We start from the raw sequence: 23,179 nt of genomic DNA on the forward strand, positions 1-23,179 counted from the left end.
CGCGGGGCAACGACGGAGGAACCGGATATGTGGGCTTGGACTTCGGCGGTCGCCATGGCGGCCCTTTCGCTGGCGGCGGGCCCGCGCGAGATGCGCGAGCTGGAGAAGGGCAGCTTCTTTCTGCGCGCGGACACGCCAGTCATTCTGGCCGACGAACTGTACCCGGAGCGGGCGAGGCTGCTTGCGCCGCTGTCCCGCGCGGCCGGCGGGGAACTCCAGGTTATGCGCGCCTCCGAGGTGAGCCGTACGCCCGACGGGATATACATCGGCACGGCGGCGCATCCGGGGGGGCTCGACAAGCGGCGCCTGCGCAAACACCTGTACGGCGTGGCGGAGCTCGGGGAGGAGGGGTACCGCCTGGAGGTGGTGAAAAACGGCGTGATGCTGGCGGGCGGCGGGGAGCGCGGCGTGTGGCACGGCCTGCACACGCTCGCGGAGCTTCTCGCAACGCGCGGGGCCGACCTGCCCTACCTGATCATTCGCGACTGGCCGGTCCAGGGCGTGCGCGGGGTTTACCTTAGCGCGATGCCCGCCGAGGCGCACCTCCGGGACTATGCCGCGCTCCGGTGCACGCACCTTTTCTTCGATAGCCCCGACTTCCACGACCTGACCGGCGTGCGGGCGGAGGCCTGGCGCCGGGTGTTCGAGGCGGCGCGCGAAAACTACCTCGAACCCGTGCCGGTTTTCTCGACCCTCCACGGGATGGAGGCCTTTCTCCGGGCAAATCCCCGTTTGATCGAGGGGCGGGGCGTCGAGGAGGCGATCACGCTTCGCGGGGTGGAGTGGGCGGCGCTGCGTTACCCCAATATCATTGCCGAATCGCCCGAGGAGCTTGATGTATCGATCAGCGGCGTGCCGTGCGTTTACGGCAAGGACTACTGGATCGAGGCGCAGCCTATCGTCGCGCCGTTCCTTTCGAGCCGTCCGGCCTGGCGAATTCGCCGCGAGCTGGAAGGGGCCATTCCGAGCGGGGCCGAGGTTACCGTACGCTACAGCTTCGCCACCGAGGACTCCGGCACGCTGTGTTTCGCGGCCCCGGAGGCCCGGGAATGGCTTGCGGTCGCGCTGGAAAGGGTCGTCACCGTGTTGCGCCCGCGCGCCATCCACCTGGACCACGGCCGGATTGGCCGCCTCAACGCCGATCCGCGGTCGCGGGCGCTGGGTCTGGAGGACGCCGCGTATTTCGCGTGGACCCTCGAAGAGATCGAAAAGGCGGCCCGCGCGGCGGACCCGGACATCGCGCTGATGATGTGGAGCGATTTGCTGACGCCGCATCAGGGCGCGGGCCAGTACGGTTTCGAGGGGCTTGCGGAGCGGATTCCCGCTTCCATCGCCCGCCTGGGCCGCGCGCGCGCGGCGACGCCCGGCGAAGCCGTTGATCGGTTCGAGCAATTACAGCCCGTGGCGACATCGCCCGCGATAACGCTTTTTGACGGGCCCGCCGCGTCCGCCGGGGCGTTCCAGCAAGCGCTTGTGGAAGCGGAGGCGGCCGCGGGGGGCGGATTCATCGCGCCCGCGCACGATCCGGAAGCGGCGGCGCCCCTGCTCGATATGGCTTGGGGCGGGCTGGGCAACGCCTCGATCTGGACGCGGCGCCTGAACCGCTATTTCGACGCCTCGCTGGCCGAACCCGACTTCGCGGCGATACGGGGCGTGCTGACGCGCTATCTGAACCGCGCCACCCTGCGCGGGGACGACCCCCGGGCGTTGAACCGGCAATTTGAAGATTACTGCGGCAGGCACCTCGACGTGCTCTATACCGATGAGGCGGGCTATCGGCGGGTGCGATCCATGTTCGCCCTGATGACCGAGTATCTTGCGCTGGAGGACCGCTTCACCGCCTCCGGCGAGGAGGGCCACTTGCGCCGGCTCCGGGGCATTGTTACTGGCTGGCAGGCGCTCGACCCGGACGCCGCCGGCGAGCGCTACACGCGGATCCTCGAAACCATGGACGCGCAGCAGCTGTTTGTGCCCGCGACAATCCTGTTTCAGGAAGACCTGTATTACTACCGCGAGGATCGCCCGCCCTACCCGCAGTTTGAGATTCCCGTGCGTCCCGAGTTTCGGGATGCGCAATCCGAGGCCGAGGCCACGATCCGCCTGTTGCCCGGTCAGGCGGCGGTGCGGCGGATTGGTTTTGAAAGCGTCCGCGTCGACGCGATGGCGCTGGAGGCGCGGCGGGCCGGGGGCGGTTTTGATGCGATGCAGACCTGGGCGGGTGTTGGCATCGCCGGCGTGCGCGCGCCGCTGATTGTCGCCGGGGGCGCGGGCGCCCCCGAATTGCGCCTGACGGCGCGGAGCGAGGGCCCGCCCGCCGTGCTGCGGGGGCTGCGCTTTCTTGGCGTGAAGGAGCCCGCCGTGCTGGAGGGCCGCTTCGCCGTACAGCCGCCCCCGATGCGCGCAGAGTTCACGGCGTCGGCCTGGGCGCCGGTCCCGGTGGCGGGGGGCTTCCTCCGGCGCGACGCCGAGGGCTTCGCGGCCGCGCCCACGCGCATCCGGGCGCTGATCGATCGGAGCGGGCTCTACATTGGCATCGAGGCGAGCGATCCGCGGCCGGATGCCATCGTGGCGGACTTCACGCAGCGCGACGCGCCGCTGTGGGAGCAGGAGAGCGTCGAGGTGTGGCTGCACCCCGAAGGCCGCCGCCCGATCCGGCTGGCCGTCAGCCCGCAGGGCGTGCAGTTCGATAGCGAGGCGGACGACGCCGGGTGGGATGGCGCGTGGGACGCGGTGACCCAGCGCACGGAGACGGGGTGGAATGCGCTCGTGCGCGTGCCGGCGGCGTGGCTGGGGCGGGTGTCGCGCGGGAGCCGGATCCCGTTTAATGTGGTGCGGAACCGGTATGGCGTGGAGCGGGAGGAAAGCGCCTGGGCGCATGCGTATGGCGCGGCGCCGGATGTGCAGTGGGGGGAGCTGCGGTTTCCGTAGGGGGTGGACAGAGTGGACAGAGTGGACAGAGTGGACAGAGTGGACAGAGTGGACAGAGTGGACCCGCCTTCGGCGGGCAGGCCCGTGGACGGAGTGGACGGAGTGGACAGAGTGGACAGAGTGGACAGAGTGGACGGAGTGGACGGAGTGGACGGAGTGGACGGAGTGGACAGAGTGGACAGAGTGGACGGAGTGGACGGGGTGGACGGGGTGGACCCGCCTTCGGCGGGCAGGCCCGTGGACGGGGTGGATTCGCCGCGGCAAATGGACGGCGTGGGGCTGTCTACCGCGCGCGCATTGGCGCGGGGCGCTGGTACCCATTCCCGGGTTTGACCGCGCCGTGGACTACGGTCCGCCCTGGGCTCGCCTGCGTTCCGTGCGCACGCGGTACATCCGCTCGGTGATGCCGCCTTCATTCTCGAAGGCTCTGGCCTGGGAAGCCAGCTGTCGGTCCAGCAAGCTACAGGCGACGTTAATCAGCACAAGCGCGGCGTTGGCCGCAATCTCAGGATAGTTGGATCCACTGGTTTCGCGATCATGTGTTTCGCGCACCCACGCGGCGACATCGTCCGCGCTTGAGCAGCGACACGCCACGAGCGCCGCCCTGCGCGGATCGGCGTTCTCCCATCGCGCCAACTTTCGGTGACGGAGGAAATCCTCATAATCCTTGCGGAGTTCTTCCAGGCTCGCCCGAGCGATTCCAGTGAGCTTCATCTCGATTTTCCGGGAGGTCGCGGAGGCCTGGCTGCCTTCGACGATATTCTGGACCCCGCTTCGCGCCGCCTGGACCATCTGGTCGTGGGTGCGGCTGCGAATCGCGATATAGCGATCGCAGAATCGTACGGTTACGTCGTAGACGAGCCTGGAGATCTGGTACGTCTTGAGCCGTTTGTATCCACCGTGTTTTGGGAGGATGGATTCCGCATCGGGCATGTCGCGCCTCCTTTTGGTGATTGAGGTATGCTGAATTTAGTTTCAGTATACCAGCAAGGTCGGATGGAGGCAAGGTTTTTTTTGGACGGAGTGGACAGAGTGGACAGAGTGGACAGAGTGGACAGAGTGGACAGAGTGGACAGAGTGGACGGAGTGGACAGAGTGGACGGGGTGGACGGGGTGGACGGGGTGGACGGGGTGGACGGGGTGGACGGGGTGGACGGGGTGGAAAGCGCCTGGGCGCATGCGTATGGCGCGGCGCCGGACGTGCCGTGGGGGGAACTGCGGTTTCCATAGGGGGGTGGGGCGCGTGTGGCGCCCCACCCAGGCCCGAATCTACTGCTTCAGCTCCGCGAGGAGCTCCAGCACGGTCTGCTGGATGACGTTGGCGGCTTTTACTTCCAGGCGGCTCGATTTGGCGCGCCAGGTTTCGTAACCGCCGAGGGCGTGCTGGGCTTCGGTGGGCAGGTAGCCGTTGTAGCCGTTCGCCAGCTCGATCGTGAAGCTCTTGCCAAAGGGGGTTTGCTCCTTGATCGCCAGCCCGATCTCCACGAACACCTCACAGGGGATTGCCGCGATGCCGAGATCGCCGATCTGGAGCGCCTGGAGGATGAGGTCGTCCGTGTCGGGGTAGTTCGCCAGGTCGATGGTGCAATTCGCGTAGATTTCGCGCAGGCCCCGGAGTTCGCGGCCTTCCGCCGCCGCGAGCAGCGCTTTTGCTTCCTCGACTTCCGCGCCGGTCGGCTTGCGGATGCCGATGGTGACTTCGCGCTGGACAGCCGCGAGCGGGACCCAGTCCTGAAACGCGATTTCGCCGTACTGGCGGTAGACTTCCGCCGCGACCTTGTTCCCGACATACTCCATCTGCTCGCCCGGGCCCTTGCTGTCCGCGGGCTTGGTGAAGTCGATGTTATTGATATCGCCGCTCGTGCCATTCGACATGATGCCCACGAACTCCGACAGGGCGCCGCCGGCTTTCAGCAGGTCGTGGATGCGGTTCGCGAAGACCGCGAAATAATCCGCCGAGACGCCGGGGACGCCGCCGACATAGTGCAGCGAGTAGTTGGCGAGCAGCGCGAGCGGGCGGCCCTCCAGCGTTTCCACGGCCAGGATGGCGACTTCCGGATCGATCGGGCCGGCCGGTTTGATCAGGTCCTCGCTGGCGCGCGACGGGTTCATCTTTACTTTATCGCTGGTGTTGCCGAAGGGGTTTTCCGGCATGGCGCCCTCCTTCAGGTGCCAGCGGCGATTGAACACCTCGTCCGGCACGGAGCCCGAGCCCCAGCCAATGCGGGCGGGAACGCGATTCTGCCACGCGCGGGTAATCCCGTCCGCGATGCGCTTCGTCACGAGGTCCGTGTAAGCCGGATCGGCATCGGACTGGAAGATGTGGGCGCAGGTGCCGGCGCTGTGCGTGTGCGTCGCGGCGACGAGCATGTGCTCCACCGGGATCTGCGTAGCCGCGGATGCGCGCTCCTTCGCCGCGTCGACATAGGGGCGCTCGATCATGCAGACGTCCACCAGCGCGATGGCGAGCAGGTTCTCGCCGTCGTCCAGCACGAGCGAGCGCACGTAGGTCTCGTCGTGGACGCTCGCCGCCAGGCGATCGGCCATGCCGCCGGCGAGCGACGTGCCGTACCAGGGCGTAATGTCCGCCAGGGACGCGCCCGCCTTGAAGACGCGCGCCTCCTCCTGCGCGAACGCCGCGCCCGCCATTCCGAGGGAGAGGCCCAGGGCAATCAGTATTCGTTTCATCGATTATTCCGCCTTTGCCAGTTCGTGGATGGTGTTCATGATGTCGTCTTCGATTTCCGGCGCCCAGGGTCCGTGCACGGCGTAGTAGAGCATGGCGCCCTCGCCCTCGTAGCCGCCCTCGCGCAGCACGCGGAGCGACGGGATGTAGGCCGGGCAGTCGTTGGTGTAGGCCATGACGAACTGCTTCTCGCGCGGGTAGTGGTGCTTGATGAGCAGGCTGTAGTCCACGGTCACCTCGCCACTCAGCGCGGTGAGCTGCACGGCGTCGCCAAACTGCCAGAGCTGAATGGCGTACGGCAGCGACTCCGGGAGCTTGCCCTCTTCCCGATAGATCTGTTTGAGCTTGTGCGCGCGCCGCACGACATAGACATTATCGCTTTCGAGCTGCTTGTCGATTTCCGCTTCCGGCGGCGCTTCGGTCAGCTTGAGGGGGATAACCTTGTACCGCGTCCGGAGCGGGCCGGTGACGGGCGTCATCGCGCCGTTCACAACGGTGGCGACGGCATTGCCCAGTTCCGCGCCGTATTGCTCGCACAATTCAAGCGTACGGCGCGGGATGGGGTTCTGGTCTCCGCCGCAACCCGCCGCGAAGAGGGCCGTTGCGCCCGGGAAGGCTTTTTCAATGTGGATTTGCGCGAAGCCCGCGTAGTCCCCGTTGAATTCCTGAACGCTCAGGGTCGTGTTGTGGCAGGCGTAGCCGAACAGGATCCCGCGAATGGCGCCGTCCGCGCCGCGCGCCACGAGCACCGGCACATCGTGGTCGACCGGGCCGATGGGATTCAGGTCGTTGGTGACGCCGCCGATCGTGTACTTCCGGCGGTTCTTCGCGAACCCGGCCTCGCCCACGCCCCACGAAAGCGAACCGGGCGCGAGATCCTTAAGGGATGCGTCGATCACCTGGTAGAGCAGGTCGCTCAGGTGCTCGGTATACGCGATGGCGCGCTCCTGCTCCTCGCCTTGGAGGCCGTAGGTGACGTGGAGGCCGTTGTTCCGCACGACCGGGCCGCAGTGCGTGTGGGACGCGTTGTAGAGCAGGTTGCCGCGCGGGATGCCGTGCGCCTCCTCAATTCGCTTTGAGACGGCGTCCGTGATGTCGAGGGAGAACCCGATGATATCCGCCGTGACGATGACGGCGCGGTTTCCCGCCTCATCCTCCACCGCCAGCGCCTTCGCCCACAGATCATGGAGCTTTCCCGTTCCGGGCTCCGTCCGCGCGGCGTAGCCCGCCATCCATACCGGGCTCTCCGGTGTAATAACCACCCGTCCAATACCAATTTTCATGGCGTGTGCCGTTCCCCAGGGCGCCAGCAGCGCGCCCGCCAGTGCAATCAGGGCGAGGCCCCCGATTCGTCGATTCACGTACGATTCCTCCGTGGTTCGAGGCGGAACGCGCGGCGCGCGCCCGGTCCTCGGTAAACAAACCATGATGGTACAACAAGCGGCTTGGAAAGTCACCTTGGAGGCTTTAGGCTTTAGACTGGAGGCTTTAGGCTGGAGGGGATCAGGGACAACAGGGACAACAGGGACGGCAGGGACGGCAGGGACAACAGGGACGGCAGGGACGGCAGGGACGGCGGGGACGGCGGGGACGGCGGGGTGGGTGCGTCTGTTGGGGGATACGGGGGCGCGCGGTGCTACAATGGGCGTACGTTTGCCTTTTGTCAGACAGAATGTCTGAGCCCCTGTGTTTTTTCGGAAGGAATGGCGCATGTCGTGGGAAGTTCTGGTGCGTGCGGGCAGTTTTGCGGGGCTTTTGCTCCTGTTTGCCGCCTGGGAATGGATTACGCCGCGCCGCGGCCGGACGGCGCGCCGCGCGGTTCGCTGGGCGAGCAATCTCGGACTCATCGCCCTCGGCAGCATCGCGGTTCCGCTCGCCCTACCCGTAGCGAGCATGGCGATGGCCTACCTCGCGGCCGAGCGGGGGTGGGGGCTGTTCAACAATATCGGCTGGCCCTACGCAATCGCCTTCATTGCCAGCGTGCTTATCCTCGATTTCCTGATCTACCTCCAGCATGTGATGTTTCACGCGGTGCCTATCCTGTGGCGGCTTCACCGGGTCCACCACAGCGACGTCGACCTCGACGCCACCTCCGGCGTGCGCTTCCACGTCATCGAGATTCTACTTTCCATGGTGATCAAGCTTGCCGCCATCGTCACGCTCGGCCCGCCAGTGCTTGCGGTGCTCGCCTTTGAGGTTATTCTCAACGGAACCGCGCTCTTTAACCACGCCAACATCCGGCTTCCCGAACGTGTTGACGCCGTGCTTCGGTGGTTCATCGTTACGCCCGACATGCACAGGGTGCATCATTCCATCATTCGCGAAGAGACCGACAGCAACTACGGCTTCAACCTCTCCATTTGGGACCGGATCTGCGGCACCTACCGCGCGCAGCCGGTAAAGGGCCACGAAGGCATGACCATCGGCATCAACGCCTTTCGCGACGAGCGGGACCAGCGGCTGGACCGCCTCCTACTTCAGCCCTTTCGTTATGCGCCGTCTCAACCGCACACGGGCCTCCCGAAAGACCCGGCGCCAGATCGGTCGGACAGACTGGACTGATCAATGCGACGTTTTCGGCGCGGCCTTGACTGCACTGTCGCAATCTGCTTAAATCAAAGAATTCATGATTGCCTGGATGTTCTTGGGCAATGCGGAGCGCGGGATTCTTGGGCTGCCGGCCCGCCTCGGTTTATACACGCTGTACCAGCCCAGGGAGAGCGCCCTATGTGGCCCCGTTGTATCCTGTCTGTAATCATCACCCTGGCGGCGGCCACCGCGCCCGCGTTGGATCTGACGGGGGCCACGATCGTCCCCTCGTCGCCGGATGGCGTCATTATGAAGGCGGCGGTCATGCTGCAGGAGGAGCTGGCGGAGCGTAGCGGCGTGACCCTCGCGATTGCGGAATCCGCACCGGCAACGGGTCCGGTTATTCACCTGGGCACGGTGGAGTCCGTCGCCGGCGTGAAGGTACCGGAGGCGGCCGAGGCGTACGGCATCGCCGTATCGGGCAATACGGTCAAGCTGGTGGGCCGCGACGAACGGGGGGCGCTGTTTGCCGCCGGGCGGCTGATCCGTCTCGCGGACTACGCCCCCGGCGCGCTGTCGGTCGTTCTGAGGAGGCCGATCGCCACGGCGCCGGATGTCGCGGTTCGGGCGCACCAGATGGGCTATCGCAACACGGCCAATACCTACGACGCGTGGACGGTGGAGATGTACGAGCAGTACATCCGCGACCTGATCATGTTCGGTTGCAACGGCATCGAGCTCATAACCACGCTCGATCCCGAAGCGAAGGACGGCGAAGTGATGGCGGAGCCGATGCGTTCGATGAACGTCAAGCTTTCCGCGCTGTTTGCCTCCTACGGCATCGACGTCTGGCTCTGGTCGCCCGTGATGGCGGATCCGGACGAGGACGTGACCACGCCGGAGGGCATGAAGATTGCCCTCGATAAGCGCCGCGAATTTCTCCAGGCCTATCCGGCCATCGACCACATTTTCGTGCCGGGCGGCGACGACGGCAGCACGCCGGCGGAGTACCTGATGCCGTTCCTGGAAGGTCTGGCGCCGATACTGGAGGAGACGCATCCCGGCGCGAAGATCTGGGTGTCCAACCAGACCTTCACCCTGGAGGAAAACGACTACTTCTTCAATTACCTGGCGACGGAGAATCCGGAACACCTGGCGGGGCTGGTGTACGGGCCGTGGGTGAAGATGGGCTGGGAAGAAATGCGCGAGCGCACGCCGGCGCGCTTTCCCATCCGCCGTTACCCGGACATCAACCATACGGTGCGCTGCCAGTATCCAATCCCGGATTGGGACCCCATTTTCGCGCACACGCTCGGCCGCGAGCCGATGATGCCCATGCCCGACATGCAGCGGCACATCTACCTGCGCTACCTGGACGTCAGCGATGGGTTCGGCACGTACTCCGACGGCATCCACGATGACCTGAATAAACACGTGTGGAATGTGCTGGGCTGGGATCCGAAGGCCGATATGGACGCCGCGCTGGAGGAATACGGCAAGGTGTGGTTTGGCCCGGCGCTCGCGCGAGACGTGGCAAAGGGGCTCCGCATGCTTGAGGCGAACTGGAAGGGCCGCGTTCTGGAGAACAAGGGCATTCCGAAGACGCTCGCGCACTGGGAGGACATTGCGAAGCGCGTTCCGGATTTCGATACGAACTGGCGCGCGCAGATGTACCTGTTCCGCGCGCGTTTTGACGCGAACGTACAGGCCGAGGCGCGTGCGCAGCAGGGCTACGAGGAGCAGGCCTACGCGGCCCTGAAGAAGGCCAAACGCATTGGCGCGCCGGCGGCCATCGAGGAGGCCCGCCGGGCCCTGGCGCAGGCGGACACCCCGGCGAATCCCGAATTGCGCAGAAGCATTGAAGACCTGGGGCCGGTGCTTCTCAGGAGCATCGGATACCAGCTGAGCGTGGAGCCGCCGTATCTGGCGCGCAATTCCGAGCGCGGGGCGCTGCTGGACTGGCTCGATCAGCCCGTGAACGAGCGTCCCTGGCTGGAACAGCGCTTCCAGGCGATTCTCACCCTGGACGGCGAAGCCGATCGCCTGGCGCGGCTGGACGAGATCATCCACTGGGAGGATCCGGGTCCCGGCGGTTTCTACGACAACCTGGGCGCGCTGGGCGAATACAAGCATGTGGTCTACCAGCGCACGTGGGAAGAGGATCCCTCCGGGAACCACACCGCGCGCGTGGCGTTCCCCAAGTACCAGGCCGACCAGAAGACCATCCGCGAATCCGGCAGCCAGGCGGAAGCGGAGAACATGGTCTTCAAGGAGGAAGTTGCGCGGCTTGACGGCGCCTTCCAGGGGCGGCAGGAATTGCGCACGTCGTGGCAGAGCCAGATCACGACGCTCTACGGCACGCCGCTGAAGATGCGCTACGAAGGGCTTGATCGCAATGCCCAGTACCGCCTCAAAGTCACCTACGCCGGGCGTTTCCGCCCGTCCATGACGCTGACGCTCAACGATGAATTCGGCATCCACGGCCCCGTGCCGCAGCCGGATCCCATCTGGCCGGTCAGCTACTATCTGCCCCGGGCCGCGACCAAGTCCGGGACCCTGGACGTGGAATGGAACCTGGTGGACGGCCGCGGCTGCATCGTCGCGGAGGTGTGGCTCATTAAGGTGAGCGACGGGGAATCATAGGGCCCGAGAGACTCGGGTCGCATTGGGATGCGGCGGCGCTGGAAACCCCGGCGTCGCCGCAGTTTGTTTTGGGTGGGGGGCGCATGCTGTGGCGCGTTGGCGGTCCCGCCCTTCTCGACGGCATTGCTCGGCGGGACGATCACGCGAGCCTAACGCGCCGGCCCTTTCAGCCACCGTGCGGCGCACAGACTAACCACATCCATCGCGGTGTGCGTTTCTTATTCTTTTCGGCGGGGGGGCTACGTCGTGGAGGGCGGATCCAGGGCAGAGGCCAACAAGCGGTGCAAGTTACTTCGCACGGCTGCGGTGTCCTCCGGAGCGAGCGCGCCCAGGACGCCGAGGACGAGGCGGTGGTCCAGGGTAAACAGTTTGAAGCGAACAACGGAAGGCGCGGGCAGCCCCGCCGATTTCAGATCTGTAATCGCGCAATCCAGCGGCCAGGGCGCGTGACTTTGAGATGTAATCATCGCCATGACCGCGTGTCCGATGGGCGCATTGAATTCGATATCATCGGACAGAATCAAGGCGGGTCGGCGCATGCTGGACGCCCGATCCGTAAAGGGAAAGGGTACGCGGACAATCTGGAAGGGCTCAAAGCTCACGGTAGGCCAGCTCGTCTTCATCGGAAGCCCATTCATTCAGGGTGTCCGAAAGGGCGCGCAGGTAATAATCGTCGGCGGGGAGAATACGGCGAACCTCGGCACGGCCGTCGCCAGTGATTTCCCACTCAAGAAGATCGCCTGGTTGAACCGCAAGAGCCGTGCGGATTTCCAGGGGAATCGCCGTTTCACCCTTTGCGGAGATTCTGCCGATACAGCTCATCACAACGTCCCTCATGCCCTTCGACGCGGGTTGTGGCTTTTCCCTACTGTACGGTATGCAAGAAGAATTTCGCAAGCGCAGTATCCGAGAATTCATAACGATCTTTAACGATTCGGGTCCTGGCGCCATCGGTGTGCGCCATGGGCGATTGTCCGTAAGCGAGAAGAATGTCCTGCGGAACGAGTAACCCCAATCACCCCAATCCCCAACAACACACAAAATAATCTAAACCACCCCGATGGAGCGCCGGCATTCCGCCTCCGGCGGATCGCCGTCCCTGCAGGCAGAGATGCCGGCGCTCCAGCACACTCACTATCCTTGAACCAAGGGTCCAAACCGACCCACGTCTACACCCCATTGCCGTGATCGGGTTTCAATGCGATTGCCCTGTGCCGGGATTCCGCTCAAGAAGCGAATTGCCCTATACTGGTTACAACGAGATCGAGAGGACAAAAAGGGGCACAACATGGACGACGGCTGGTATTCCCGGGGCTATCTCCCGCATTTCGATGATCCGGAGCGTATCCAGTTCATCACCTTTCGGCTGCACGACTCCATGCCGCGCGAGGTGCTCGAACTTTATCGAGCGCAGTTGGAACAGGGGCTCATCACCGAGCAACAGCGGCTCAAGAAGATGGAGGACTACCTCGACAAGGGCTACGGCGCGTGTTGGTTGAAACAGCCGCGTATCGGCCGGCTGGTTGAGAATGCGCTGTTGCATGGAGACGGCGATCGCTACCTTCTCATCAGTTGGTGCGTCATGCCCAACCACGTCCACGCACTTATCGAGCCATTGGATGGGCGAAAGCTACGGGGCATTCTGCACACCTGGAAGTCGTACACCGCGCAGATAGCGAATTCGTGGCTGGGGCGCAAGGGCGCGTTCTGGCAGCGCGAATTTCGTGATCGCTATATTCGGAACTTCAAGCACTTTGAAGGGGTCAAGGCGTATATCGAGCAGAACCCGGTGGACGCGGGGCTGGTTGAACAGGCCATCGATTGGCCTTTCAGTAGTGCGCGATTGCGGGAGGGGCGGGAGGATTGATGGCGGCGTTGGCCGGCGGGGTCGGCGGGGTCGGCGGTCCGCCGGGGTCGGGACGCCAGCGCTCCATCGGGGTGGTTTTCCGTTCTGGACGGTGTTGTTCGGGGGTGCGCTCCCTTGGGTTGGTTGGCCGGCGGGGTCGGCGATCCGCCGGAGGCGGGACGCCAGCGCTCCATCGGGGTGGTTCTCCGTTCTTGACGGTGTTGTTCGGGGGTGCGCTCCCTTGGGTTGGATGGCCGGCGGGGACGCCAGCGCTCCATCGGGGTGGTTTTCCGTTCTTGACGGTGTTGTTCGGGGGTGCGCTCCCTTGGGTTGGTTGGCCGGCGGGGCCGCCAGCGCTCCGCCGGAGGCGGAATGCCAGCGCTCCATCGGGGGTGGTTTTCCGTTCTTGACGGTGTTGTTCGGGGGTGCGCTCCCTTGGGTTGGTTGGCCGGCGGGGTCGGCGATCCGCCGGAGGCGGGACGCCAGCGCTCCATCGGGGTGGTTTATTCCTTCTCGACGGTGTTGTTCGGGGGTGCGCTCCCTTGGGTTGGATGGCCGGCGGGGTCGGCGATCCGCCGGAGGCGGGACGCCAGCGCTCCATCGGGGTGGTTTTCCGTTCTGGACGGTGTTGTTCGGGGGTGCGCTCCCTTGGGTCGGTTGGCCGGCGGGTACGCCAGCGCTCCATCGGGGTGGTTTTCCGTTCTCGACGGTGTTGTTCGGGGGTGCGCTCCCTTGGTTTGTTCGGCCGGCAGGGTCGGCGATCCGCCGGAGGCGGGACGCCAGCGCTCCATCGGGGTGGTTTTCCGTTCTGGACGGTGTTGTTCGGGGGTGCGCTCCCTTGGGTTGGTTGGCCGGCGGGGACGCCAGCGCTCCATCGGGGTGGTTTTCGTTGCGTTTCGCGCTTGTTCGGATTCGCTGTGTAATCCGCAATGTCTGAGAAAAGAATCAGGGCAGCCTCCCTGCCCGGGAGGCTGCCCTGCGTGTAGTCCTTACGATTCGCTCGGCTCCGACGGTCAGTCGGTCGGGCCCGGTACGGGTTCGACGATTTCTTCGGCCTCGACGGCCTTGCCGTTCCCCGGGTCCTTGAACAGCAGGGCGAATCCGATGACGATAACCAGCGCCATGACCGCGGGCATAAGCCAGATTTTCTCCCAGTTGTATACCGCCACCTCGACCACCGCGCCGTCCACGGTCTCCTCGACCATCTCGGTCAGCCCGCCCACCCATCGGCCGGCGATCTCGTTGCCGATGACCATGCCGACGCCGTAGGTGATGAGGGCGATGAAGCCCTGCGCGTTGGAACGCATGGCCACGGGGGCCTCCCGGTCCACGTAAAGTTGGCCCGTGACGAAGAAGAAGTCGTAGCAGATGCCGTGCAGCAGGATGCCGCCGTAGAACATGAAGACCAGGTTGTCGTTGTTGCCGTAGGCAAAGAGGAAATAGCGGACGACCCACGCGAGCATGCCGAAAAGCAACATCTTCTTGACGCCGAGCCGCGCGAAGAAGAAGGGCATGACCACCATGAAGGCCGCCTCGGAAATCTGGCCGAAGGTCATCTTCATTGCGACGCCGGTCATACCGCTGTCGTTCAAGAAAAGGTTGGCGAACGTGTAGTAAAAGGCCAAGGGCACGCAGATGAGAAGCGAACTGACGGCGAATATGGCGAAGGACCGGTCCTTCATCAGGGTAAGCGCGTCCAGCCCCAGCAGGTCCACAATGGTCGCCTTCTGGCCCTTGCCCTTCGGGGGCGTGTCGGGCAGCATGAAGGAGTAGATGCCCATCAGGAGGGACGCGACCGCCGCCATCTTAAAGGGCGTCGTCGTGGCTTCGATATTTTCGAAACCCAGCCATCCGAGCACCGTTATCGTGAACCCCGCGATGATCCAGCCCGCCGTGCCGAAAACCCGTATCCAGGGAAATTCCGTGTCGGGGTTTTCCATCTGGTTGAAGGAGATAGAGTTTACCAGGGCCAGCGTGGGCATGTAGCACATGGCGTAGGCCAGCACGACGAAGAAGAACATGCCTGGCGTGGTAATTGTGGTGGCCCAGAACATGAGCCCCGCGCCGAGAAGGTGGAGGATGCCCATTACCTTCTGCGCGGAAAAGAATCGATCCGCGACCATGCCCACAAAAAGGGGCGAAAGGATGGCCGCGTAGCCCGTGGTGCTGTACGCCCGTCCGATATCGGCCCCCGCAAAGCCCAGCCCCGCGCCCAGGTAGTTGCCCATGGTCACGAACCAGGCCCCCCATACAAAAAACTGCACAAACATCATTACCGATAGCTGGACGCGGATGGTCATATTCATTGGTGGGGTTCCTTCTTCCGGGCAGCGGCGAGGCTGCGGTATCTGGGTCGGGCCGACGTGGCGTGTGTGCGGTCCGGTCCGGCCGAGGAGATAGCTAATCCGAAGCCCCCCGCCGGCACATCCCGATGGCCCGGCACACACCACGCATTGCGTAGGCTAAGCCTAAGGAATCGCCGGAGCGGGTGTCAACCCGGTGGACTGAATCCAATAGCGCGTTGATGCGAAGTGTTCCGACTTGGAGCTCAGCGCCGCAACCGCCCGAACACATGAATTGTTAGAATCCTTGACTTGGATAGCCGGAAGTCCGATCCAATTCGAGAAAAACCCGGTATGTCGAGCCCCGGCGCGTCATTTTCATGCGTTGAGTGAATACCCGCACGGCGGGCGCGTCCATTAGGATAGAGTTTAGGACTGCGGTGAAAGGACCCGAACCATGAACACGACGAGCAGAATACACCAGACCGTGATGGCCTTTGTTTTGGCGACGCTGCTCCCGCTGGGCGCTGGCGCGGAAGCGATTCTGCATGGCCGCGTGAGTTTTGACGCGGGCGGCACGCTGGTCAAGGGCGCGGAAGAGAGCGACTGGACGAGCGCGAGCGTGAACACGCTGATCCTTCCGAAGGATACCCTTTGGGCCGATCAGGGCGGCACGGCGGAGATCGAGTTTTCCGGCGGGACGTTCCTGCGGCTTGCGGATGGCAGCAAGGCGGAGGTTGTATCGCTGCCGCCCAGCGGCGTGATCCGCGGGTGGGTGGGGTCGTTCTACGTCCACCGCCTGAAGCGCAGCCAGGGCGAGTTTGTCTTTGAGACGCCCGCGGCGAGCATCCAGGTGGAGAAGGATTCGATGGTCCGCATCGATATTCTGGGCGAAGGTATGACGACGGTATCGACGCGGTGGGGCCAGGCGACGATTCGCACGGACGCGGGCGGGGCGGTGCAGGCGTACCAGGGCAAGCGCGTCTATGTGGAGGCGGGGCTCCTGCCTTCCGAGCCGGTTCCTTTTGATCGTTCCGCGGAGGACGCATTTGATCGCTGGAACCGCGAGCGGACGGAGTATCTCGTGGAAGGCCCGGAACAGACCAGGCCGGTGGAAGTTACCCCGACCACGCTGGGTGTCCGCGATCTTGATCGCTACGGCGAGTGGGTGTACATCGACAACCGCCCGTTCTGGCGCCCGACGGTCATCGTGGACTACACGCCCTACCGTTACGGCTATTGGAATCACGTCGGCCGCATCGGAAACGTCTGGGTAGGCAGCTATCCCTTCAGCTACGTGACGTCGCACTACGGCTACTGGGACTATGTCCCGCGCTACGGCTGGGTGTGGAGCTATGATCGCGTGTGGAGCCCGGCGTGGGCGGCGACGGTGCGCTATGGCGACTATTTCGTCTGGGCGCCGGTTAACCGCTACTACCGGCCCGTGTACCCGACGACGTCGGCCTACTTCACGATCGGCGGCGTATCCTTCGGTTACTTCGGGACCTCCTGCGTCCGGGTGAGCGAGGTCTACCTCGGCCCGAGCTACGTGCACTTCGCCAGCTACGATCCGTTCCGGCGCTACTACAGCAGCGGGAACGTGACGGTTAACATCTGGAATATCAACTATGGCAGCCGCCGCCCCCACGTGCGCGTGCCCTACAACAACTCGGTGACCACCGTGCGCGACTACACGCCGCGGCGTAGCATCCGCGGCGCGGGCACGCTCTACGCGTCCGGCACGACGGCTTCGCAGCGCGTCCAGCGCCTGGAATCCGAAGTTGGCCGCGGCTCCTTCACGCGCACTGCGCGTACGGGCGGCCAGAACGCCCGCACCGATATCGCGCGCATCGACGCCGGAAGCCGCACGCGCAATGTGCGGCTGACGCAGGAAGCGCCCGATTACACGCGCGCCAGCCGGAGCAATCCGGTGACGGCCGGGACGAGCCGCGTTCGCGCCACGTCCGATGAGGCGGTGGCGGCCCGCGATCGCCAGGGCGGCACGCGCAGTGGCGCGCCGGTCACGCGCGCGGCGGACACGATCCGCGGCGCCGGCGGCGACAACACGACAGATGGGCGCACCTCGGTGCGCGGCGCGACGCCGACCGAGCGCACGCGCGGCGATGCGACTTCCGCTTCCCGGACCGGCGCCACCCGGCGCACGGACATCGACCCGGGCTTTGATGACAACCCGCTGCGCGGCCAGTCCCGCCCGGTAGCGCGCACGCGGACGGCGGTTCCCACCGAGGATTCCGCAGGGACCGCCACGCGCAGCGCGGAGACCGCCCGCACGCGGACGCCTGGCCGAACGGATTCGGCTCCCACGGCGACGCGGAGCGCGGCGCCTTCGACGCGCACGGAAGCGCCCCGGGTGAACGTGGCGCCGGATCGGGTAGCGCCTTCCGCGGGCCGAACGGCGGTCCCGGAGGCTTCGGCCCCGAGCCGCAGCGCGCGCCCGACGGTGACGGAGCGCCCGTCGTCCAGCACAGCGCGTACGGCAGTCCCGGAGGCTTCGGCCCCGAGCCGCAGCGCGCGCCCGACGGTGACGGAGCGCCCGTCGACCACAGCGCGTACGGCTGCCCCGGAGGCTTCGGCCCCGAGCCGCAGCGCGCGCCCGACGGTGACGGAGCGCCCGCCAACCGCCACCCGCACGGCTCCGTCCAGCCAGGCTCCCACAACGGGCCTGCGGGCTCCGGAACCCTCGCGCGGACAGACGCTCCACTCCGGCCCGCTTACGCGCAGCCGCAGCGGCGAGGTATCACAGCCTCGGATCATTGAGCGCAGCGCGCCGCCGACTTCCAGGAGCTATACGGCGCCGAGCCAGAACTCGGACAGCAGCCGGAGCTACACGGCGCCGAGCCAGAACTCGAACAGCGGTCGGAGCTATACGGCGCCGAGCCGGAGCTCGGACAGCGGCCGGAGCTACACGGCGCCGAGCCGGAGCTCGGACAGCGGCCGGAGCTACACGGCGCCGAGCCAGAACTCGAACAGCAGCCGGAGCTACACGGCTCCCAGCCGCGGATCATCCAGCAGCAGCGGGGCCTCCATTTCGCGCCCCTCCAGCAGCCGCAGCGACGCGGGCGGCCGGTCCATAAGTTCCGGCCGCACGGCGGGTGGACGTTAGGGCCTGGATGCCCAGAAGATTCGAACGGATTCGGATAGAACCCCCGAAAGGAGTTAAGGTCATGAGCAGCAAGACGACCATTAAACGCGCCGGATACCTCGCGGCCACGGGCCTTCTCCCCGCCCTCCTCCTGGCGGGCTGCCCCGCGGGCGGCGGGCCAATAATCGACGACCCCAAGCTGGAGTATAACGCGGGATTCGTTGTGGGCTTCGCCGAGGACGGCGAGTACTGGCAGGGCTTCGACGACAGTTACGATACGCGGGACGGCGGTGAAATCTACTACACCGGCGACTTGATCCCGCAGCTGGACGAAGTCACCTTTGAGGCCGGGTACTACGACGGCGTGTGGTACGCCTATAACGACGGCTACTTTGTGGCCTATGACTACGCCTTCACCATCGGCTTCAGCGAGGGCTACGACGTCGCGTTCGGGCCCAATTGGAGGGCATTTCTCCTGGCGGACGCGCACGTTGAGTGGCTTGACGGCGGCTTCAGCGACGGCTACAACGACGGCTTCTCCGAGGGCCGTATTCTCGGCGCCAGCGACTGGCTGGACGGCCTGCCCTTCGACTGGCTCGACGCCCTGCTCTGGTACCAGGGGACGGATGAGTTCGGCAACCTGAACGACATCTATTTCGAAGATCTGGACCTCGGCACCGGTGTCTACGGGCCCGTGTACCTCTACGAATACGGTACGAACCCCTTCGACCTGATCAAGGGCCTGAAGACGGCCCGCCAGGCGCGTCCGGGCCGTACGGACCTGCCCGCGATCCGCGCGAAAGCCGGCGCCAAGCAGGAGGGCGGCCTGCCCGAATTGAGCTACCGCCCGCTGACGCAGGACGTCCAGAGCAACCTCAAAGTCCGCCCGGACATCTCGCCGCGCAGCGACAAGGCGCTAACGCTGGAGTCGTCCTGGCTCGATCGCGTGAACGCCTACAACGCGGCCTATGCCAAGAAATCGTATCGTGAGCGGACGCCCGTGAAGTAATCAAGCTTCCTTCCCGTGCCCTGCACGGAATCCGCTGAGCCCCGCGGCAACCCACATTGCCGCGGGGCTTTTTCGTCGCGTAGAATGGCGATGAAGCGCGGCGCGGCCTCATTCAGGCGGGTTATAACGCCGCGAAGCCCCGGAGATCCCCATCAGTCCATGGTCAAGACCGCATCCACCATGCTGCCGCTCGGCACGAAGGCCCCCGAGTTCACCCTGCCCGACGCCACCGGCCGCGTCATGCACTCTTCCGATTTCAACGAGGAGCGCGGGCTTCTCGTGATGTTCATTTGCAATCACTGCCCCTACGTGAAGCTGCTGCGCGGGGCGATCGCCGAATTGGGCCGGGAATACCAGCAGAAATGCGTCAGCGTGGTGGCGATTATGCCCAACGACGCCGAAAACTACCCCGATGATCGCCCGGAGAAGATGGTCGACGAGATCATGGCGTGGGGCTACACGTTTCCCTACCTCTACGACGAGACGCAGGCTGTCGCCCAGGCCTACCGCGCGGCCTGCACGCCCGATTTCTTTCTCTTCGACGCGGACCGGCGGCTTTACTACCGCGGCCAGTTCGACGACGCCCGCCCGGGGAATGGTGTTGAAGTGACGGGCCGGGACCTGCGCCATGCCCTGGAGCGGCTGCTCGCGGGCGAGCCCGCGCCGGAGGACCAGAAGCCCAGCCTCGGCTGCAACATCAAGTGGAAGCCCGGAAACGCGCCGGATTACTTCGGGTAGTTGGCCGTCATGCGCGCTTACTCCGCCGGCTTGCGAATGGCGAAGAGTGTGTTGCCGGTGCGGGCGAGGAAGGTGCGATTGACGGCCGCCGCCGCGTATACCGTCACCTTCGGCGTGTAATCGGGCGAGCGGGGGTCCTCCTCGGCCGGTTCGGCGTTGGCCCCGTCGCCCTCGGGGGCGGGCCAGAGCCGGTTGCGGGCGAGCACCTCGAAGGCGTCTCCCGCGGCGATCACCGTCACGTCGCCATACTTTCCGAACAGGTAGATGCGGTCGCCCGCCGCGATGGGGGTCGCCCAGCAGGGGTGCGCGCGCTCCGTATAATGCACCGCGCCGGTCTCCAGATCGCGGCACTGCACGTCGCCCCGCGCCGTCACGAAATAAACATTGCCCTGATGGATCAGCGGGCTGGCGTAGTCCGCCTGCGCCCCGTCGCCCTCCCATACAATTTCAATCGGCGCGCCGGGCGCTTCCGGCAGGCGCACCGCGCAGTTGGAGCGCTCGGGCGTCCGTTCGGCTTGCGACGGGCGGCGGCTGTTCGCGCCGACCACCACCATCTCGCCCGAAACGGCGGGGGAGGGGATGGAAATGCCCGACAGGGCGTCCAGCGTCTGGATCAGCGCGCCGCTTTGCGCGTCGTACTGCGACAGGGACGTGTCGCTGCTGATCAGGATGGTCTCGCGCCCGCCCATTTCCGCGACAACCGGGCTGGTCCACGCGGTGCTCCCATTCCGCGCGGCCTGCCAGCGCTCGGCGCCGTCCGCCTTGTCGAACGCGATGAGCAAGGAGGGGGCCGCCTGCTCGATAAGCACATACACGGCGTCGGCCGTGTGCGCCAGCGAACTGCCCAGACCGTGGCGCATGTGCGTGACGCCATAGTCCGCGACGAGGTTGCGGCGCCACAGGATCTCGCCCGTGTGGGACAGCGCAATCAGGTCGCCCGACTCGAAGAAGGCATACACGCCGCGCGCGTCCACCACTGGTGAGGGCGCGCCCTTGCTCACGGCGTTCGACATCTCGATACGCTGGGCGGCGTCGAATGTCTGCTGCCAGACGGCTTCACCGGTTGCGAGGTTGAACGCCGTAATGATGCAGGTTTCCTTCTCGGCGCCCTCCACGGAGGTGACGAACGCGCGATCGTTCCAGATTACGGGCGAGGACTGCCCGTAGCCCCGGATGGCGGCCGTCCAGGCGATGTTTTCCTCGGGCGACCAGTGCAGCGGCAGGTCCCGCGCCGGGGTGTGGCTCGCGCCGTCCCCGCGAAAGGCGGGCCAGGTGTCTTCCGTGCCGGGCAGCAGCGCGGCGAGCACACAAGAAACGGCAATAAGGGAGGCGTTCATGCGGTGGGCATCCTTCTGGTTGTACGGGTACGGTGAAAGCGCATTGGGGAGCCGGTCGTTCTTCGATTGGGCGGTGTTTAGCATATAGGTCTTAATGTTTATTATACTGAGCGAATGGGAGGTATGCAAATTGGCGCCCGACCGCCCGAGTGGCGCAAAGGGGGTTGGGGCATCTTGCCCAACCTCCTTTGGCGCTGCTCGATTGGGGTGGTGTTGGCGGGGGACGGTTGGTGGCGCTCCGGGCACACGAAGGCGCTGGGGCGCCATCGCGTGGCACGTGTCGGGATTGCGCCTTTTTTTGGGCCAATGTCGCGTGTGCGGTGGCGTAGGGCTTCTGTTGGGTCAGGCAAGATGCCCAATCCGCCTGCGGCGGACTTTCAGCCAACGCCGGCTTCCGCTGCTTTACTGGGGTGGTCCAGGTTTCGCTGGCGGGAATGCCCAAATCTGGTTTGGGCCGCTCGATTGGGGTGGTGTTGGCGGGGGACGGTTGGTGGTGCTCCGGGCACACGAAGGCGCCGGGGCGCCATCGCGTGGCACGTGTCGGGATTGCGCCTTTTTTTCGGCCAATGTCGCGGGTGCGGTGGCGTAGGGCATCTGCTGTGTCGGGCAAGATGCCCAACCTCCTTCGGGTGCGCCATGCTTCGGAGGGCAGGCGAATGTTCCAGTCCCCGCGCCAGGCGATCCTCCCAGGCGCGGTTCAGGTGATCCACCCCCTCCCCGTGGCGTAGACTGGCGCCGGAGGGGGCTTGTGCCGCCGCGGCCGCGCCGCGGGCGAGAAAGGGGAACATGCCATGCTACACCCACGCCGCCACTCCCAGAACAGGCGCCAATTCCTCAAGACCACCGCCGGCGCCGCCACCGCGGGTCTGATTTCCGCCGGCACCCGAGCCGAAACCGGAAACGAGCCCCTGCGCCTGGGCATCATCGGGTGCGGCCAGCGGGGCGTCTGGCTCGGCCACCTCTTCCAGGAGCACACTGCCACCCGGGTCGTCGCCCTCGCGGACTACTTCCAGGACCGGCTCGACGAGGGCGCGGAGCGTCTCGAAGTCCCGGCGGACCAGTGTTTCCATGGCCTGGAGGGGTATAGAAAACTGCTTGATTGCGAACTGGACGCCGCCGCCATCATCAGCCCCCCGTGTTTTCATCCGGAGCAGACGGTGGCCGCGCTGGAGGCCGGCAAGCATGTCTACCTCGCCAAGCCCATCGCCGCCGACGTGGCCGGGTGCCGCGACATCGCGCGTGCGGCGGCGGCGGTGAAGGGGAAGCTGAGCATCCTCGTCGATTTTCAGACCCGCAACAATCCGTCCTACCGGCAGGCCGCGGCCCACGTGCGGGATGGCGCCATCGGCGTCCCCGTCTGCGGCCAGGCCTACTACCACACCAGCCGCCTGAACCCCAAAGGCGCGCCGGAGGGCGCTGCCGGACGCCTGCGTAACTGGGTCTTCGACAAAGCGCTTTCCGGCGACATCATTGTCGAACAGAACATCCACGTCATTGACGTCGCCAACTGGATGATGGGCGCCCGCCCCGTGGCGGCCACCGGCGCCGGGGGACGGCGCGTGCGCACGGATATCGGCGATTGCTGGGACCATTTCATCGTCACGTACCGCTACCCCGACGGTGGCTTGATCGATTTCAGCTCCAGCCAGTTCGCGACCGGTTACAACGACCTCTGCACCCGCATCTACGGCAGCGAGGGCACGCTCGACACGCACTACGGCGGCAGCGTGGAGCTCGAAAGCCGCTCCACGCGCTGGATCGGCGAAAAAACGAGCCAGATCTACCTCGAAGGCGCGGTCAACAACATCCTGGACTTTCACAAAAGCATCGCCGAGAACCAGCCGCTCTACATCCTCGATGACGCCATCGACAGCACACTCACCAGCATCCTCGGCCGCATCGCCGCCTACGAAGGTCGCACCATCACCTGGGACGAAATGATAGAGGCCAACGAGCGCCTCCCGCTCCACCTCGACCTGCCCGAAGATGGCCCGTGGCGGCCCGCGTTTCCGGACCGGGCCAACGCATAATTCCGCGCGTTTCCCCGGTCCAAAGACCCGTGCACACGCCCTGATCCG

General features: G+C 65.5%; 17 protein-coding genes. 10 read left to right on the plus strand and 7 right to left on the minus strand.

Annotated elements, in window-relative coordinates:
- Positions 1-27: 27 nt before the first annotated feature.
- Entirely contained in the window at positions 28-2,928 is a 2,901-nt protein-coding gene (locus KF886_22175; GenBank protein MBX3180067.1) for a hypothetical protein, read from the plus strand.
- 12 nt (positions 2,929-2,940) lie between these two features.
- Positions 2,941-3,261 (plus strand): hypothetical protein, encoded by a 321-nt coding sequence (locus KF886_22180; GenBank protein MBX3180068.1) that lies wholly within the window; start codon positions 2,941-2,943, stop codon positions 3,259-3,261.
- Between the two features lie 12 nt (positions 3,262-3,273).
- On the opposite strand, the gene KF886_22185 is transcribed toward KF886_22180, so the two are convergent.
- The gene (locus tag KF886_22185) at positions 3,274-3,861 is read right to left on the minus strand and encodes a four helix bundle suffix domain-containing protein (GenBank protein MBX3180069.1); all 588 of its coding nucleotides are present in this window, start codon (positions 3,859-3,861) and stop codon (positions 3,274-3,276) included.
- A 99-nt stretch (positions 3,862-3,960) separates the two neighbouring features.
- Here KF886_22185 and KF886_22190 point away from each other — a divergent pair, with 99 nt between their 5' ends.
- Positions 3,961-4,158 carry a hypothetical protein gene (locus KF886_22190; GenBank protein MBX3180070.1) on the plus strand — a complete coding sequence of 66 codons (198 nt, stop codon included), beginning with the start codon at positions 3,961-3,963 and terminating at the stop codon, positions 4,156-4,158.
- Between the two features lie 39 nt (positions 4,159-4,197).
- Here KF886_22190 and KF886_22195 read toward each other — a convergent pair whose 3' ends face one another.
- Both KF886_22195 and KF886_22200 read right to left on the minus strand, forming a co-directional pair.
- On the minus strand, positions 4,198-5,616 hold the full coding sequence (locus KF886_22195) for a hypothetical protein (GenBank protein MBX3180071.1): 1,419 nt from the start codon (positions 5,614-5,616) through the stop codon (positions 4,198-4,200).
- 3 nt (positions 5,617-5,619) lie between these two features.
- Positions 5,620-6,975 (minus strand): neutral/alkaline non-lysosomal ceramidase N-terminal domain-containing protein, encoded by a 1,356-nt coding sequence (locus KF886_22200; protein ID MBX3180072.1) that lies wholly within the window; start codon positions 6,973-6,975, stop codon positions 5,620-5,622.
- A 349-nt stretch (positions 6,976-7,324) separates the two neighbouring features.
- Between KF886_22200 and KF886_22205 the strand changes: the two genes are divergently transcribed.
- Together KF886_22205 and KF886_22210 are read left to right on the plus strand one after the other, a co-directional pair.
- Positions 7,325-8,176, plus strand: a complete 852-nt coding sequence (locus tag KF886_22205) for a sterol desaturase family protein (protein ID MBX3180073.1) — start codon at positions 7,325-7,327, stop codon at positions 8,174-8,176.
- A gap of 165 nt (positions 8,177-8,341) precedes the next feature.
- A complete protein-coding gene (locus KF886_22210; GenBank protein MBX3180074.1) occupies positions 8,342-10,786 on the plus strand; it encodes a hypothetical protein in 2,445 nt (814 codons plus the stop codon).
- 239 nt (positions 10,787-11,025) lie between these two features.
- Here KF886_22210 and KF886_22215 read toward each other — a convergent pair whose 3' ends face one another.
- Together KF886_22215 and KF886_22220 are read right to left on the minus strand one after the other, a co-directional pair.
- Positions 11,026-11,388, minus strand: a complete 363-nt coding sequence (locus KF886_22215; GenBank protein MBX3180075.1) for a type II toxin-antitoxin system PemK/MazF family toxin — start codon at positions 11,386-11,388, stop codon at positions 11,026-11,028.
- Entirely contained in the window at positions 11,378-11,608 is a 231-nt protein-coding gene (locus tag KF886_22220; GenBank protein ID MBX3180076.1) for an AbrB/MazE/SpoVT family DNA-binding domain-containing protein, read from the minus strand. Before KF886_22220 ends, KF886_22215 begins: the two co-directional genes overlap by 11 nt.
- A 466-nt stretch (positions 11,609-12,074) precedes the next feature.
- Here KF886_22220 and KF886_22225 point away from each other — a divergent pair, with 466 nt between their 5' ends.
- Positions 12,075-12,653, plus strand: coding sequence for a transposase (locus tag KF886_22225; protein MBX3180077.1), 579 nt, complete (start codon positions 12,075-12,077; stop codon positions 12,651-12,653).
- Positions 12,654-13,645: 992 nt separating this feature from the next.
- Here the strand turns inward: KF886_22225 and KF886_22230 are convergent.
- On the minus strand, positions 13,646-14,938 hold the full coding sequence (locus tag KF886_22230) for a nucleoside permease (protein ID MBX3180078.1): 1,293 nt from the start codon (positions 14,936-14,938) through the stop codon (positions 13,646-13,648).
- 433 nt (positions 14,939-15,371) lie between these two features.
- Here KF886_22230 and KF886_22235 point away from each other — a divergent pair, with 433 nt between their 5' ends.
- From KF886_22235 to KF886_22245, 3 genes are all read left to right on the plus strand, one after another.
- Positions 15,372-18,038 (plus strand): hypothetical protein, encoded by a 2,667-nt coding sequence (locus KF886_22235; GenBank protein ID MBX3180079.1) that lies wholly within the window; start codon positions 15,372-15,374, stop codon positions 18,036-18,038.
- Positions 18,039-18,099: 61 nt separating this feature from the next.
- Positions 18,100-19,026: a hypothetical protein gene (locus KF886_22240; protein MBX3180080.1), complete on the plus strand. Its 927-nt coding sequence runs from the start codon at positions 18,100-18,102 to the stop codon at positions 19,024-19,026.
- A 159-nt stretch (positions 19,027-19,185) separates the two neighbouring features.
- On the plus strand, positions 19,186-19,764 hold the full coding sequence (locus KF886_22245) for a thioredoxin family protein (protein ID MBX3180081.1): 579 nt from the start codon (positions 19,186-19,188) through the stop codon (positions 19,762-19,764).
- Positions 19,765-19,781: 17 nt separating this feature from the next.
- Here the strand turns inward: KF886_22245 and KF886_22250 are convergent, their stop codons facing one another.
- Positions 19,782-21,185: a PQQ-binding-like beta-propeller repeat protein gene (locus tag KF886_22250; protein MBX3180082.1), complete on the minus strand. Its 1,404-nt coding sequence runs from the start codon at positions 21,183-21,185 to the stop codon at positions 19,782-19,784.
- 707 nt (positions 21,186-21,892) lie between these two features.
- On the opposite strand from KF886_22250, the gene KF886_22255 reads away from it, so the two are divergent.
- On the plus strand, positions 21,893-23,131 hold the full coding sequence (locus KF886_22255) for a Gfo/Idh/MocA family oxidoreductase (protein MBX3180083.1): 1,239 nt from the start codon (positions 21,893-21,895) through the stop codon (positions 23,129-23,131).
- The last annotated feature ends 48 nt before the right edge of the window (positions 23,132-23,179 follow it).

This window comes from Candidatus Hydrogenedentota bacterium (assembly GCA_019637335.1).
Taxonomy (GTDB): Bacteria; Hydrogenedentota; Hydrogenedentia; order Hydrogenedentales; family JAEUWI01; genus JAEUWI01.